Raw genomic sequence first — 14,794 nt, 5'->3', positions numbered from 1 at the left:
GCGAGAGGGGTGAGGAAAAATCTTATTCGGCGGCTTCGGGAAGGGCTTCCGGACCTTCGTCGGGGTCTTCTTCCGAATAGGAAGAGAGTTCGACGTTGAGGCCCAGCGAGCGCATTTCCTTGACGAGCACGTTGAAGCTTTCGGGAATGCCGGCCTCGAAGGTGTCGTCGCCCTTGACGATCGCTTCGTAAACCTTGGTGCGGCCGATCACGTCATCGGACTTCACCGTCAGCATTTCCTGAAGCGTGTACGCCGCGCCATAAGCCTGCAGCGCCCACACTTCCATTTCACCGAAGCGCTGGCCACCGAACTGCGCCTTACCGCCCAGCGGCTGCTGGGTGACAAGCGAGTACGGCCCGATCGAACGCGCGTGGATCTTGTCGTCGACAAGGTGATGCAGCTTCAGGATATACATATATCCCACCGTCACCTTGCGGTCGAAACGGTCGCCGGTGCGGCCGTCATACAGATCGACCTGACCCGACCGGTCGAGACCGGCGCGTTCCAGCATCGCCGACACGTCGCCTTCGCGCGCGCCGTCGAAAACCGGGGTCGCGAAGGGCACACCCACCGACAGGTTTCCGGCGAGTTCGACGACTTCATCGACGCTGCGCGCCTTGATTTCGTCGGCATATTCATCGCCATAGGCCTGCAGCAGCGCCTCGCGCACCGCTTCGGGCGGAGCGCCCGCTTCGGGGTCGGGGTTGGCCATGCGCCAGTCCTCGAGCGCCGCGGTGATCTGGCGGCCGAAACCGCGCGATGCCCAGCCGAGGTGCGTTTCGAGGATCTGCCCGACGTTCATGCGCGACGGCACGCCCAGCGGGTTCAGAACGAAGTCGACGTGCGTCCCGTCTTCGAGGAACGGCATGTCCTCGATCGGCAGGATGCGGCTGATGATGCCCTTGTTGCCGTGACGGCCGGCCATCTTGTCGCCCGACTGAAGCTTGCGCTTCACCGCGACGAAGACCTTGACCATCTTGAGCACGCCCGGGGCGAGTTCGTCGCCGCGCTGCAGCTTTTCGACGCGGTCTTCATACTTCGCGCTGATCCGCTTGATCGCGTCGTCATACTGCGCCTTGATCGCTTCGAGGGCGGCCTGCGCATTGTCTTCGACAACCGCCAGCTTCCACCAGTCGGCGCGGTCGAGGTCGACGAGCATCTCTTCGGTGACGACATCGCCCTTCTTCAGGCCCTTCGGCACGGCGCTGGTCGCCTGACCGATGAGCAGTTCCTTGAGGCTCGAGAAGGTCGCACGGTTGAGGATCGCGCGTTCGTCGTCGGCGTCCTGCTTCAGGCGCTCGATCTCTTCGCGTTCGATCGCGATCGCGCGTTCGTCCTTGTCGATGCCATGACGGTTGAAGACGCGGACTTCGACGACCGTGCCCGACACGCCCGGCGGCAGGCGGAGCGAAGTGTCGCGCACGTCGCTGGCCTTTTCACCGAAGATCGCGCGCAGCAGCTTTTCTTCCGGCGTCATCGGCGATTCACCCTTGGGGGTGATCTTGCCGGCCAGAATGTCGCCCGGGCCGACTTCGGCGCCGATGTAGACGATGCCCGCTTCGTCGAGGTTGCGAAGCGCTTCCTCGCCGACGTTCGGGATATCGCGCGTGATGTCTTCGGGCCCGAGGCGCGTGTCGCGTGCGGTGACTTCGAATTCCTCGATGTGGATCGAGGTGAAGACGTCGTCCTTCACGATGCGTTCGCTGATGAGGATCGAGTCCTCATAGTTATAGCCGTTCCACGGCATGAACGCGACGAGCACATTCTTGCCGAGCGCCAGTTCGCCGAGCTCGGTCGACGGACCGTCGGCGATGATATCGCCGCTCTTGACCACTTCGCCCACCTTCACCAGCGGACGCTGGTTGATGCAGGTGTTCTGGTTCGAACGCTGGAACTTCTGGAGGCGATAGATGTCGACGCCCGACTTGCCGGGTTCGACCATGTCGGTCGCACGGATAACGATACGCGTCGCATCGACCTGGTCGATCACGCCGCCGCGGCGCGCCGCGATGGCCGCGCCCGAATCGCGCGCAACCGTCTCTTCCATGCCGGTGCCGACGACCGGCGCCTCGGCGCGGATCAGCGGCACAGCCTGACGCTGCATGTTCGAACCCATGAGCGCGCGGTTGGCGTCATCGTTTTCGAGGAACGGGATCAGCGATGCCGCTACCGAAACGAGCTGCTTCGGCGACACGTCCATCAGCGTGATCTGATCGCGCGGAGCCATCAGGAACTCGCCCGCTTCGCGCGCCGAGATCAGCTCGTCGATGAAGCTGCCGTCGGGGTTGAGGTCGGCGTTCGCCTGCGCAACCGTGTGCTTCGATTCCTCCATCGCCGACAGATAGACGACCTCGTTGGTCACCTTGCCGTCGATGATGCGGCGGTACGGGGTTTCGATGAAGCCGTATTTGTTGACGCGCGCAAAGGTCGCGAGGCTGTTGATCAGACCGATGTTCGGGCCTTCGGGCGTTTCGATCGGGCAGATACGGCCATAGTGCGTCGGGTGAACGTCGCGGACTTCGAAGCCCGCGCGTTCGCGCGTCAGACCGCCCGGCCCAAGCGCCGACACGCGGCGCTTGTGGGTGACTTCGGACAGCGGGTTGGTCTGGTCCATGAACTGCGAGAGCTGCGACGAGCCGAAGAATTCGCGCACCGCGGCGACCGCGGGCTTCGCGTTGATCAGGTCGTTCGGCATCACGGTCGACACGTCGACCGAGCTCATGCGCTCCTTCACGGCGCGCTCCATGCGCAGCAGGCCGACGCGATACTGGTTTTCGAGCAGTTCGCCGACCGAACGGACACGACGGTTACCGAGGTTGTCGATGTCGTCGATTTCGCCCTTGCCGTCCTTCAGGTTCACCAGTTCCTTGACGACGGCGAGAATGTCCTCGCTGCGCAGCGTGGTGACCGTGTCCTCGGCGTCGAGGCCGAGGCGCATGTTCAGCTTGACGCGGCCGACGGCCGACAGGTCGTAGCGCTCGGCGTCGAAGAAGAGGCCGCCGAACAGCGCTTCCGCGGTTTCGCGCGTCGGCGGTTCGCCGGGGCGCATCACGCGATAGATGTCCGAAAGCGCCTGGTCGCGATCCTCGGCCTTGTCGGCCTTCAGCGTGTTGCGGATCCAGGGGCCCGTGTTGTTGTGGTCGATGTCGAGCAGGACGAGCTTGTCGATGCCGGCGCCGTCGATCTTCTCCAGATTGTCGGCCGACACTTCGTCGCCGGCTTCGATATAGATCTCGCCGGTCGACTCGTTGATCAGGTCATAGGCGCTGTAACGGCCGAAGATTTCCTCGGTCGGGATCAGCAGCGTGTCGAGACCGTCCTTCGCCGCCTTGTTGGCAAGGCGCGGGCTGATCTTGTGGCCGGCGGCGAAGACGACTTCGCCGGTCTTGGCGTCGACGACGTCGAACGCGGGCTTCGACCCGCGCCAGTTTTCGACGACGAACGGGACTTTCCAGCCATTCTCGGCGCGCTCGAAGACGAGGCGGTCATAGAAGGTGTTGAGGATTTCCTCGCCCGACATGCCCAGCGCATAGAGCAGACTGGTGACCGGCAGCTTGCGCTTGCGGTCGATACGGACGTTGACGATGTCCTTGGCGTCGAATTCGAAGTCGAGCCACGAACCGCGATACGGGATCACGCGCGCGGCGAACAGGAACTTGCCCGACGAGTGGGTCTTGCCGCGGTCATGGTCGAAGAGCACACCCGGCGAACGGTGCATCTGCGACACGATGACGCGCTCGGTGCCGTTGACGAAGAAGGTGCCGTTCTCGGTCATGAGCGGCATGTCGCCCATGTAAACGTCCTGCTCCTTGATATCGAGGACCGAACGGGTGTCGGTTTCGCTGTCGACTTCAAAGACGATCAGGCGGAGCGTGACCTTCATCGGCGCCGCATAGGTGATGCCGCGCTGACGGCATTCCTCGACGTCATACTTCGGCGCTTCGAGTTCGTAGTGTACGAAGTCGAGCTCGGCGGTACCGGCGAAATCGCGGATCGGGAATACGCTGCGCAGCGTCTTCTCGAGGCCCGAAACATAGCCGACCGAGGGGTCGGACCGCAGGAACTGCTCATAGGATTCGCGCTGCACCTCGATGAGGTTGGGCATCTCCACCGCTTCGTGGATGTTGCCGAACAGCTTACGGATTCGCTTGCTTGCGGTTGCTTCGAGGGCCTTGCCCACCGACTTCGCCTTGGTCGCCATAAGTGATTGTCTCGCCTTAAGAAAAATCAGTCGCGAGCGCATCGACGCGAAAAAAGCCGCAGGCCAACCGTTGCCGGTTTACCGCAGCTTTTCAACGCTGTCGAAATCCCCGCCGCCCTATCCGTACAGCCCGCTGCGCAAAGTCAGGCTCTATCTCGGACGATGGGGTATGGCGGGGATATAGGATTGGGGGTGCGCTCTGTCAACGGGAGCGCGGTGAAGTGATGGCGCGAACGGCTGCTATGGGTCGGGGAGCGGACGCAAGCCGGCCCCTTCCGTTGTTCGTTTGGCGCGTCGCTCGTCGGCCCATTGCAATACGTTGCCCGTCAAACGTCGGCTATGAAGACCCATTGCGACCCGGCACACGCCCGCGAAGTCGCTCGCCCCATCCAGCGCGATAATCTGCATGGCATCGTCGCTCTGGAATATCTCGGCTTCGGAACCCGATCGGTGGTTCCGCTGTATCGGCGGTGCACTTGCCTGCCCTTCGGCCAGCGATGCAAACGTCGGGGCCCATACCGGCGGCCGCGATGACGAAACCGGCCGCGGCAACCGGGGTGGCGGCGCGAGCGGCCGTTTGCTGTAATCGTAATCGGGCGCCCGAACCGGCTCGACCCCAAGCGAATATGGACGCGGCGATGGCCCGAAACGCAGGCCAAGGAAGCGGCCATAATGCTGGTCGCGACATTGCATGAAGTCACGTGTCCGAACGAAGCGATCGGCGCCGGGTTGTCCATCGTAAATGGTGAGCAGCGCAGTCAGCCGGTCGCCATCGGCTTGTGTCACGACGAGACATGCGTCGCCTGCTTCCTCGATCCGGTATTTTCCGGTTTGAAAACGTCCGGGGTTCTGGCCGACGATTGCGGCCGCCTGCGCTTCCGGTGAAGTAAAGAAGCGAGGGTCGAAACCGACGAAGCTCACCGGTCCCAACCCGGCAAAATCGGCACTGTCATGGCCGCTCAGGCGGAAGCTGGACCAAGCGCGATTTGACCCCCAATAGCGATAAAAGGGAGCGGGCGTGCCCGCCTCGTGCTGGAGCAGCCCGGCGGGGAAATTTGAGTTGGATTGATAGAGCGAATAGGGTCTGGACTTGTCAATGTCGGCGAAGCGCTCGACGCGCCGCGAAAGATAGCCCGGCGGAGGGTCGAAATATTCATCGAGCGAAAAGCGGAAAGGTCGATATCGATCCTCAGGCTTCTGGAAGATCAATGACAGATAGCGTTGAACTGTCGGTGGCAGCGACGCGCGCCTATCCCACGAGCACTCGTCCGCAGGATCGACCACAGCCTCACTGGAGATCGGAGCGACAACTGCCATCGCCGCGACCGCGACGCCAACGCCCTTTCTCATCCTAGCGCGCCCCCTTCATGCCGATTGAGCAACCTTATGGTCGCTATCTACCCGATTCTTCGACGCCAGCTCGCGCCGCCTAAAACACGCCCTTCAACAGCTTCGCCGGGTTGCGCCGCAGGTCGGCCTCCTCCCCCGCCATATAGTGAAAAATGCCCTTCAGCGCCTGCTCGGTCACCGACCGGGTCAGCCCGTCGCGCGTCAGCCCCGCCGACGCCATCAACTGGTTGCCCTTCGACAGCTGGTCGAGCTGGCGAAAGGCGCCGACATTTTCCAGCGCCGATCCGATCAGCGGCGACACCTTGCCGAACAGCACGTCGCCCGCGCTGCTCTGCAGATAGCGCGTCGCGCCGTCATTCTTCGTCACCAGCGCAGGCGCGTCGGTCCAGCGCAGATTGTCGATCGCGGCGCGAAACACCGGCTTCGCCTCCCCCGCCGCCTTGCCGCCGGCATCGTTCAGGCTTTTGGTGAGGTTGGTGGTGAGGCCGAGCTTGTCGCCCATGCCGAACAGCTTCGAGGCGAGCTTCCCGTTCGCGCCCGGCAACAGGATGCGCACCGCGGTATCGGCGTAAAAGGCGCCGGGCTGCGACAGCCGGTCGAGCGCGCCGTCCGACGCGCCCGCGATCAGCCCTTTGACGCCGCTCTTCGGCAGCTTCGCCATCGCCCAGGGCGCATGCGCCAGCGCAAACAGTCCCGTCGCCCCCGCGAGCAGCATCCGCCGCGCCATCATTGCTTCGTGCGATTCCATGGCGCTTGCCTCCCTTGCCTTGCGATCCGGTATCAGGGTCTATCAGCAAAGTCGTCGCCACCAAAGCGCGACGAACCGGGATGGAGCCGTCGAGGAGCACCTCGTCCACTGATCGGGGTATTCGGCAACTATGGGGTGGTTAACTGCCGTCGCCCAATGCACGCTTGAAGGCCGACTGAGCGGTGTTTGTATCAAAGGGTGCGGCACCCAGTTCCGGAAAGGATTGAGCGCTTCGGGCGGCGTCGTTCAAGCGAGCGGCGGTTGCGCCAGCACGCCAACACTCCACGAGTATTTGCTCTTCCTGCGATAGGTTGTCCTCGCCGGAAAAACCCGCATGAAAAGCCCGAAAAACATCATCTCTCGCGGCGAAGTATCCGATCCCGGTTTCAAATTTTTCCACTGCACTATCAATCAGCGATGCCTCGTCCTCTGCGCCAAGTCGATGGAGCCAAACTCGCGCGAGCATAAGTGCATCGTCGATCCGTTTTTCGGTATTCGAGATCACCTCAACCGAAGCATCGCCACCTTCGTCCCAGATAGTTATCCCTTCATCATCGACGTCAATTGAATGCGGACGACCATCCGCCAGCCGAACAATCGCTTCACCGTCGACCGGCACCTCGAATTGGTCGCACTGCAATTCCACGAAGATTTGGAGGGGGCGCGTTCCCCTATTTCGTATGGGTATTCGCACGGGGCCTTCTCCATTATCAAACTCTGCGTGCCATACTTGTGGTTATGGCATCATCTCTGATGTCCTCAATCGGTCGAAACCAGCCCTCTCAACCTCGACCGAACATCCCCCTCACGCCGCGCTGCGCAGCCGGTTCCGCCCTTCGCGCTTGGCGACATAGAGCGCCTTGTCGGCGCGGTGCAGCAGTTCCTCGACGTCGAACTCGCCATCATAGACCGCAAGCCCGATGCTGATCGTCGCCTGCGGCAAGCCTTCTTCCGCCGCGGTGCCGGCCTCGACCGCCTTGCGCACGCGTTCGGCGACGATTTCGGCCGCCTGCGCACTCGACCGCTGGAGGATGCAGACGAATTCCTCGCCGCCGATGCGCCCCAGCATATCCTCGTCGCGCAATGCGGCCTTCGCGCGCTGGCCGACGCGGTGGATCACGCGGTCGCCCATCGCATGGCCGTGCGTGTCGTTGATCCGCTTGAAATGGTCGATATCGAAGATCGCGACCGCAAGCGGGGCGCCATTCTCGCGTGCGCCGGCCAGCGCCTTTTCGAGGAACGCCAGCGTATGGCGGCGGTTTGGCAGCCCGGTGAGCATGTCGGTGTTCGCGACGCGCTCCGCGGCGCTGCGGGCTGCCTCCAGGATGCGGGCATTCTCGACCGTCTCGGTCACGTCCTGTACGGTGCCGAAGATCCCGATCGCGCGGCCGTCGCGTCCCCTTTCGATCGATCCGTGCGATTTCACATGCCGGACCTGGCCGTCGGCGCGCCGGATCCGCCCCTGGAATTCAAAGGGTTCGCCCGTCCGTACCGCCTCTTCCAATATCTTCCGTACCGCCACCCGGTCCTCGGCGACATATTGTTTGACGCTATATTCGACGTCGACCGGCACGCCGGGTTCCAGCCCGTGCACGCGATAGGTCTGGTCCGACCAGCTGATCGTCCAATGGACCAGGTCGACGCGCCAATGGCCGACGAGCGCCGCAGCCTCCGCCTGCAGCAGCCACCGGTTGCTTTGTTCGAGCCGCCTCGCCAGCCGCTGGCGGCCGATCAGCAAGGCAGCGAGCGGCAAGGTCGCGAACAGCAGCGACAGCAGGTAGAATTGCAGGAACAGCACCTTGACCTTCGGCGCCGTCTCGATCGCTGCGATCGGCCCATATCCCTGCCCGGTCAGCAGCGACGCGGCGATCGTCACGATCAGCACCCCCGCCGCGGCGCCGAACGGACCCAGCCGGTACGCCGCGGCAACGACCGCGATGCACGGCAGGAAGGTCACGGGAAACTGCGACTGCGAAAAGGACAGGATGGTGACCAGTCCTGCGCCGGTCAGGATCGCGGTCGCCTCGGTCTTCATCCCCGCGGGCGCATTGGCGAACGCGTTCATCCCGATCATCCGCGCGAGCATCACGATCGGCGGGGTCACGATCAACATACCGAGCAGGACGGTCGTCAGCCACGAGAGGAGGAAGTCGATCCCCGTGCCGGCGAGCGTCGACGCCAGCACCGCGCTGACCGCGCTCGCGGCAAACGCCGCGATGCAAAAATTGACGACCGAGCGCGGGACCATGAACGACAGCTCGCCGGGTTCGCGGCGACGGATCAGCCACAGCGCGACGACGGCCTCGCAGGCGTTCGAAAAGGTAAAGGCCAGACACGACCAGAGCGGCGCGCCGCCGTAGATATTGGCGGCGAGGCTGGCCGACACCATACCGGCGAAAGCCGCGACCCTCGCCGATGGTGGCATCAGCAACAACAGCGCGAGGAAATAGCCGCTCGCCGGCCATACCGCGGCGATATTGTCGGCGCCCTTGGTGGCGTGCAGCGACAGGCTCGCGAGCAGGAAATATCCCGTTGCGGTCAGGAGGAACCAAAAGACCGCCTCGACTCTGGGGGACAGCGACCGGGTCATGCGCCCAAATAACCGAAAAGGGGAAAATAAACCGCTAATATTATGCCGGATACCCTCCTGCCCGCGACGCCGCTATATCGCGCCGCGCGTCAATCGATCCCGCCGAACGTCAGGCCGACGACCTCTTCGACCATCGCCTCGTCCCATTCGATGCGCCGGTCGAGGATCAGCATCGCGAGGCCGTGAACGAGCGCCCACGCGTGCAGCGCGGCGGTGTCGGGATTCTCCACCCCGGGAAGCGCCTCGCCCACCCCGGCGCGGAGCAGGTTATAGGCGACCTCGCTGCCGTCGCCGGCATCGTCGGCATAGCGTTCGGGCATCTGGCGCGTGAAGCTCAGGCGGAACAGCGCGGGCTCGTCGTGCGCGAAGCGGACATAGGTCGCGCCGGTCGCCTTGAAGCCTGCGCGGCCGCCACCGGCCTTCAGCCACGCCTGCGCCTGCAACGCGCCGAGCCGCCGGAGGCCCTCGTCGGCGAGCGCGTCGAGCAGCGCCTCCTTGTCGGGGAAATGCCGGTAAAGCGCGGTTGCGCTCACCCCCACATCGCGCGCCAGCGCGCGCAGCCCCAGCTCGGCACCATCGCCCTCCGCCAGCCGCGTCAGCCCCGCCGCGATCACCGCCGCGCGCAGGTCGCCATGATGATAGGTGCCGGCCGCCTTCGCGGCGCCGTCGCCTTTTATGTTGACACTGTTATCTTTGATTGCCATATGTTGTCACTGTAAACATCTCGAGTCGCCGTTGCAACCCCCGCTGCGCGGCACTTTCGCCAACATCCGTTAAGGAGCATCATCATGGCAAGCAACGTCGAAACCCTGATCCGCGGCGCCGTCGTCAAGGGCATCGGCAAGGTCGCCGATTTCAATCGCAAGCGCCTGCCCCGCCCGACCGACGCCCACCCCTTCCTGACCGGCATCCACAAGCCGATGACCGAGGAATTCACGCTCGAGGCGCTCCGCGTCGACGGCACGATCCCCGCCGCACTGACCGGCCGCTATCTGCGCAACGGCCCCAACCCCGCCGCCGAGCCCGATCCCGCCAGCTATCACTGGTTCACCGGCGCCGGCATGGTGCACGGCATCCGCATCGAAGGCGGCAAGGCCGACTGGTACCGCAATCGCTGGGTGCGCGGCAGCGAGGCGTGCGAAGTGCTCGGCGAGGAACTGCCCCCCGGCCCGCGCGAAGACCGCAACGATGCGCCGAACACCAACGTCGTCGGCCTCGCCGGCCGGACCTTCGCGATCGTCGAGGCCGGCGGCAAGCCGGTCGAGCTGGGCTATGAACTCAACACCATCGCGCACAACCCGTTCGACGGCACGCTGGCCGGCGCCTATACCGCGCATCCGCATCATGATCCCTTCACGGGCGAGATGCACGCGATCACCTATCGCGGCGACGAACCGAACAAGGTGTGGCACGTCGTGCTCGACAAGGATGCCCATGTCGTCCGCGAGGAAGCGATTTCCGTCAGCGACGGCCCGTCGATCCACGATTGCGCGATCACCGAAAATTACGTGCTCGTGTTTGACCTTCCCGTCACATTCTCCATGAAGATGCTGCTCGGCGGCTATCGCTTCCCCTATGCGTGGAACGAGGCGCATCCGGCGCGTGTCGGCCTCCTTCCCCGCAACGGCAGCGGGGACAGCATCATCTGGGTACCGGTCGAGCCCTGCTATGTCTTCCACCCCGCCAATGCCTATGAGACCGCCGACGGCAAGGTGATCGTCGACGTCGTCGCGCACGAAACGATGTTCGCGCAATCGAAGCGCGGCCCCGACAGCGAGAAGTCGCGCATGGAACGCTGGACGATCGATCCCGCCGCCGGCACGACAATTCGCACGGTCATCCACGACCACGCACAGGAATTCCCGCGCTACGACGAGCGGCTGACGACGCGCCCCTATCGCTTCGCGTACAGCGTCGCGATCCCTGACGGCGCATCGGCCGAATGGGCGCTCGCCGAAACGCGGCTGTTCCGCCACGATCTCGAAAAGGGCACGACCGACGCCCATGACTTCGGGCCCGGACGCCACCCCGGCGAGTTCGTGTTCGTCCCGCGCAGCGACGACGGCGCCGAGGACGATGGCTGGCTGATCGGGCTGGTGGTCGACATGAACGACGAGACCACCGACCTCGTCATCCTCAACGCCGATGATTTTACCGGGTCACCGCAAGCTGTCGTTCACCTGCCGCACCGGGTTCCCCCGGGGTTTCACGGCAACTGGGTCGCGGATTGACGATATCGGGGCGCCGCATCAGCGCCTCGGTCACCGCCAGCGACCGCATATTGTCGACATCGATTGCAGTGGCTCCGTCGCCGATCAGCAGCGGGGCCACCTCGACTTTCAGCCGGCGCGAGATGCGCGCGAAGATATGGTGGATCGGGCCGAGGCCGAAACGGAAACGCAGCAGGTTGACGAGCCCGAAGGCCTGCATCACCCGCAACGGCTTCTTGACGAACTGGCCGCCGCCGCGGAACGCCTCGGCCGCGCGAAGCGCGTTCGGATGCCCGATCCAATAGGCATTGCAGTTCGACACCGCGACGTCTGAAAACTCGTAGAAGCGCCGTTGGCCTTCGGGATGGACCGCCAGCACATCCTCGCGCCGCGCCAGCGCGACCCCCGCCTCGGCGCCCAGCCGATCCGCCTCGGCTTCGATCTCGGCGATCGTCGCGGGGGTGAGCAGGCAATTGTCGGCGGTGGTGACAAGCAAAGGGAAGCTGGCCACGCCTGCGACGGAAAGCACCGAATCCGCAAGATTGTCGGCCGCCGGTACAATGACTAAGCGCGGACCCAGCGATGCGATCACCGGATCGTTCATCAGATCGTCGAGCAACGCCGCGTGGTGCGTCGAGACGAATATGCGCGCCGCCGAACTGCCCGCCGCACTCTCCAGCACATGCGCGATCATCGGACGGCCCGCGACGGGGACAAGACATTTGTCCGCGACCCCGTGCGCCTCGGCGAGCGGATCGACCGCGCCGGGGCGGCGTCCCGCGAGGATCAGGATCGAACCGCTCATGCCGCGTCGCGTCGCGCCGCGGCGGGCGCAATCTGGCGGATCATGCTTTCGGCAACGATCGTTTCGATCAGTTGCGCATGCGTGAAACCCGCCGCGACGGCAGACCGCGAGAACAGCTTTTCGGACCAGAGGTTGCAGTTGAGGTTGACCTCGAGCAGCCGGACGTCGCCGCTCGTATGGTCGACGCGAAACTCGAAGCGGCCGTAATCGAACGGGCGGAAGACATCGGCCATCCGCTTCGTATATTCGATAATCTGCGCCGCAATCGCGGGATCGTCGAACCGTTTGATACTGTATCCGATGCTGCCGACCAGATCGCGCTTTTCCTGATAGGTGCGAAGCTGCGTCGGATCGGCCTGTTCGAAGATCATCATCGGCAGTATCGTCGGCTCGCCGTCCAGCGTGATCACGGGAACCTCGATATCGCTGCCGTCGATAAAGGGTTCGACGAGCGCGTCATGGTCGAGCGCGTGGATCTCTGCGACAGCCCGCGCAAGCTGGCCCCGGTCATGCGCGTCGCGCACGCCCCATGAGGCGGAACTGTTGTTCGGTTTGATCACCCAGCGTCGTGCCGGCGGACAGCGCGATACATCGACCGGCGCGCCCCGGCGGAACAGCGTCCAGGGCGCGGTCGGCACACCGCGCGCGGCCGCTTCGAGCTTCGTCAGATGCTTGTCGTCGGACAGCCCGCGCACGATCGGCGACGCGCCGAGGTACGGCAGGCCGTGCCGGTTGCACAGCAAGGGCAGCAGCATTTCCGAATTGAAAAAGCCGCCGCGGTTGAGCAGCGGAAAAACGAAATCGGCGGCGGGCCGGTCGAACAGCGCAGCATAGCTGTCGGCAATCAGCAGTTCGACGCCGATCCCCTCCAGCGTCTCGCGCATTTCACGGTGGTACGGCGCATGATTACCGTCGTCGGGGTGCAGCCCGCCCGTCCAGCGCGCGTGCTTCGCGATAAAGAGCAGCCGCTGCGTTTCGCGCAGGCGCGCGGGCAGCGAGGTCGGGGCAAGATCGGTCGTTTTCATGCGCCGCGTGGACCATGCGGAGGTTGCGGTGGAATGACGAATTGATGAATGGGGCGACGCCAAAGCGCAAAGAGACTGTCATCTTGTTCGGGGAAACCAACCGAAAAACGGGCCTCTTCCACCGGTCGCCGGCAAGGGTAAATCACCGCTCGCCCGGTCGCAGAGGGGTTTGCGCGGCGCGACCGGCCGTGCCGGAATCTTCGCCGCGCCGTCCGGGGCGCACGGCTCATCGTACAAACAGCGTCCTTCGAGCAGCATTTTCGCAGCGCGGTTCGTTGGCCCTTCACTATGACGAGAAATATCGCCCTCTCCCGCCCCGCCATGAGCGCGATTGCCGCGTTCCTGGTCCTTTCCACGCCCGGCGCCTTTGCGCAGGAAACGCCGACCGTCACGATGACGCCGCCGGTGGCAGCGCCGACGCCGCAGACCCCGCCGACGGTGGCCGAACCGAGCATGACCGCACCGGTCGCTGCGCCGCAGACCGCCGAGCCGCCCGCTCCCAAGCCCGTCATCCGCGTCCCGCTGGACATTGCGCCCGCAGAAACCACCCCAGCGCCCAAGGCGGCCGAACGCGCGGCGCCGCCCGCCCGCGCCGAACGCAGCACGGCGCGCGCTCGAACGGCTGTCGCAGCACCGACTGCCGCGCCCGCAGCCGCAGCGCCGGTAACCGAAGCCGCACCGACCGAAGGCTTCACCCCGATGGCCGCGCCGGCGGTCACGCCGGTCGAACCCGTCGCCGAGCCCGTCCCCGCACCCGCGGAAAAGGCCGCGGTAACGGGCGGCGACTTCCCTTGGGAAATCGCTGGCGGCGCAGCCGCGCTGTTGATTATCGGCGGTGCCGGCCTCGCCTTTGCCCGTCGCCGCCGTGTCGCCGGTGCTGCGGTCGAAGAGACCCCGACCTATGCTGCGGAACGTACCGCGCCGGCAGGGCCGCTTGCCGACGGCACCCAGCCGTGGGTGACGCCCGCCTATGCGCCGCGGCAGGAGCCCGCTGCGCCGCGCAACACGCCGGCCTTCGCCGCCGCACCGAGCGGCAGCATGGGCCGCCACGAAGCGATGGCGCTCGCCGGCCCGACGCCCGACAACCCCTTCGCCACGCTCAGCAAGCGCCTCAAGCGCGCGCGCTTCCTCGATCGTCAGGAGCGCACGAGCTATGACGAAGCGCTCGCCAGCCAGAAGGATATGACGCGCAAGCCGGTCAGCGCGTGGGAAATCTCGCAGCGCCCCGCCCCCGCGACGGAGGAGCAGGAGGTGCGCCGCCCCGAACCGGCGCGCGTCCGCACCTCGACCAGCTTCCGTCCGGGCTTTTCCAAGAGCTGAGCGTTCGGATAACCCGCGGTGGTCCCCTCACCGCAAAGAAAAAGGGCGGTGCCGCGAGGCACCGCCCTTTCTCATTTTCGCAGGAACGCGGCCGGACGAACCGACCGGACCCGTGAACCGAATTACTTCAGTTCGACGGTCGCGCCGGCGGCGATCAGCTTCGCCTTCAGCTCTTCAGCTTCAGCCTTGCTGGCGCCTTCCTTGACGGCCTTCGGCGCGCCTTCGACGAGCGCCTTGGCTTCGCCCAGGCCCAGGCCGGTGATCGCACGGACTTCCTTAATCACGTTGATCTTGTTGCCGCCGTCACCCGTCAGGATGACGTCGAATTCGGTCTGCTCTTCAGCAGCCGGGCCAGCAGCGGCAGCGGCCGGAGCGGCAGCAACAGCAGCGGCAGCCGAAACGCCCCACTTTTCTTCGAGCAGCTTCGAAAGTTCAGCAGCTTCCAGAACGGTCAGCGCCGACAGGTCTTCAACGATCTTTGCGAGATCAGCCATGTTATTTCTCCATCAGAACCGGGATATCCCGGTAGTAAGTTTAAAGGTTCA

The 14,794-nt window shown here is 64.7% G+C and carries 11 protein-coding genes; 2 read left to right on the top strand and 9 right to left on the bottom strand.

Going from position 1 to position 14,794, the window contains the following annotated elements:
* Positions 1-22: 22 nt before the first annotated feature.
* From rpoB to ACIPPQ_RS15220, 6 genes are all read right to left on the bottom strand, one after another.
* Entirely contained in the window at positions 23-4,201 is a 4,179-nt protein-coding gene (gene rpoB, locus ACIPPQ_RS15245; protein ID WP_446544915.1) for a DNA-directed RNA polymerase subunit beta, read from the bottom strand.
* A gap of 240 nt (positions 4,202-4,441) precedes the next feature.
* Positions 4,442-5,551 carry a hypothetical protein gene (locus ACIPPQ_RS15240; RefSeq protein WP_446544914.1) on the bottom strand — a complete coding sequence of 370 codons (1,110 nt, stop codon included), beginning with the start codon at positions 5,549-5,551 and terminating at the stop codon, positions 4,442-4,444.
* A 79-nt stretch (positions 5,552-5,630) separates the two neighbouring features.
* A complete protein-coding gene (locus ACIPPQ_RS15235) occupies positions 5,631-6,299 on the bottom strand; it encodes a DUF4197 domain-containing protein (RefSeq protein WP_446544913.1) in 669 nt (222 codons plus the stop codon).
* Positions 6,300-6,438: 139 nt separating this feature from the next.
* The gene (locus ACIPPQ_RS15230; RefSeq protein WP_446544912.1) at positions 6,439-6,993 is read right to left on the bottom strand and encodes a hypothetical protein; all 555 of its coding nucleotides are present in this window, start codon (positions 6,991-6,993) and stop codon (positions 6,439-6,441) included.
* A 111-nt stretch (positions 6,994-7,104) separates the two neighbouring features.
* Positions 7,105-8,889: a diguanylate cyclase domain-containing protein gene (locus ACIPPQ_RS15225; RefSeq protein ID WP_446544911.1), complete on the bottom strand. Its 1,785-nt coding sequence runs from the start codon at positions 8,887-8,889 to the stop codon at positions 7,105-7,107.
* Between the two features lie 89 nt (positions 8,890-8,978).
* Positions 8,979-9,593: a TetR/AcrR family transcriptional regulator gene (locus ACIPPQ_RS15220; RefSeq protein WP_446544910.1), complete on the bottom strand. Its 615-nt coding sequence runs from the start codon at positions 9,591-9,593 to the stop codon at positions 8,979-8,981.
* An 84-nt stretch (positions 9,594-9,677) separates the two neighbouring features.
* On the opposite strand from ACIPPQ_RS15220, the gene ACIPPQ_RS15215 reads away from it, so the two are divergent.
* Positions 9,678-11,120 (top strand): 8'-apo-carotenoid 13,14-cleaving dioxygenase, encoded by a 1,443-nt coding sequence (locus ACIPPQ_RS15215; RefSeq protein WP_446544909.1) that lies wholly within the window; start codon positions 9,678-9,680, stop codon positions 11,118-11,120.
* On the opposite strand, the gene ACIPPQ_RS15210 is transcribed toward ACIPPQ_RS15215, so the two are convergent.
* Both ACIPPQ_RS15210 and ACIPPQ_RS15205 read right to left on the bottom strand, forming a co-directional pair.
* On the bottom strand, positions 11,041-11,904 hold the full coding sequence (locus ACIPPQ_RS15210; protein ID WP_446544908.1) for an NTP transferase domain-containing protein: 864 nt from the start codon (positions 11,902-11,904) through the stop codon (positions 11,041-11,043). The genes ACIPPQ_RS15215 and ACIPPQ_RS15210 overlap by 80 nt on opposite strands.
* On the bottom strand, positions 11,901-12,929 hold the full coding sequence (locus tag ACIPPQ_RS15205) for a D-alanine--D-alanine ligase family protein (protein ID WP_446544907.1): 1,029 nt from the start codon (positions 12,927-12,929) through the stop codon (positions 11,901-11,903). Before ACIPPQ_RS15205 ends, ACIPPQ_RS15210 begins: the two co-directional genes overlap by 4 nt.
* 288 nt (positions 12,930-13,217) lie before the next feature.
* On the opposite strand from ACIPPQ_RS15205, the gene ACIPPQ_RS15200 reads away from it, so the two are divergent.
* Positions 13,218-14,249 (top strand): hypothetical protein, encoded by a 1,032-nt coding sequence (locus ACIPPQ_RS15200; RefSeq protein WP_446544906.1) that lies wholly within the window; start codon positions 13,218-13,220, stop codon positions 14,247-14,249.
* A gap of 122 nt (positions 14,250-14,371) precedes the next feature.
* Here the strand turns inward: ACIPPQ_RS15200 and rplL are convergent, their stop codons facing one another.
* Positions 14,372-14,743: a 50S ribosomal protein L7/L12 gene (gene rplL, locus ACIPPQ_RS15195; RefSeq protein ID WP_093513122.1), complete on the bottom strand. Its 372-nt coding sequence runs from the start codon at positions 14,741-14,743 to the stop codon at positions 14,372-14,374.
* Between the last annotated feature and the right edge of the window lie 51 nt (positions 14,744-14,794).

Source organism: Sphingopyxis sp. LARHCG72, from assembly GCF_052871675.1.
This window is presented reverse-complemented; position numbering and strand designations above follow the sequence as displayed.

What these genes read in the sequence shown, in the direction of transcription:
- ACIPPQ_RS15240 (WP_446544914.1), bottom strand. Translation starts at nt 5,551, where the DNA reads ATGAGAAAGGGCGTTGGCGTCGCGGTCGCGGCGATGGCAGTTGTCGCT.
- ACIPPQ_RS15200 (WP_446544906.1), top strand. Translation starts at nt 13,218, where the DNA reads ATGACGAGAAATATCGCCCTCTCCCGCCCCGCCATGAGCGCGATTGCC.
- ACIPPQ_RS15215 (WP_446544909.1), top strand. Translation starts at nt 9,678, where the DNA reads ATGGCAAGCAACGTCGAAACCCTGATCCGCGGCGCCGTCGTCAAGGGC.
- ACIPPQ_RS15235 (WP_446544913.1), bottom strand. Translation starts at nt 6,299, where the DNA reads ATGGAATCGCACGAAGCAATGATGGCGCGGCGGATGCTGCTCGCGGGG.
- ACIPPQ_RS15220 (WP_446544910.1), bottom strand. Translation starts at nt 9,593, where the DNA reads ATGGCAATCAAAGATAACAGTGTCAACATAAAAGGCGACGGCGCCGCG.
- rpoB (WP_446544915.1), bottom strand. Translation starts at nt 4,201, where the DNA reads ATGGCGACCAAGGCGAAGTCGGTGGGCAAGGCCCTCGAAGCAACCGCA.
- rplL (WP_093513122.1), bottom strand. Translation starts at nt 14,743, where the DNA reads ATGGCTGATCTCGCAAAGATCGTTGAAGACCTGTCGGCGCTGACCGTT.
- ACIPPQ_RS15225 (WP_446544911.1), bottom strand. Translation starts at nt 8,889, where the DNA reads ATGACCCGGTCGCTGTCCCCCAGAGTCGAGGCGGTCTTTTGGTTCCTC.
- ACIPPQ_RS15205 (WP_446544907.1), bottom strand. Translation starts at nt 12,929, where the DNA reads ATGAAAACGACCGATCTTGCCCCGACCTCGCTGCCCGCGCGCCTGCGC.
- ACIPPQ_RS15210 (WP_446544908.1), bottom strand. Translation starts at nt 11,904, where the DNA reads ATGAGCGGTTCGATCCTGATCCTCGCGGGACGCCGCCCCGGCGCGGTC.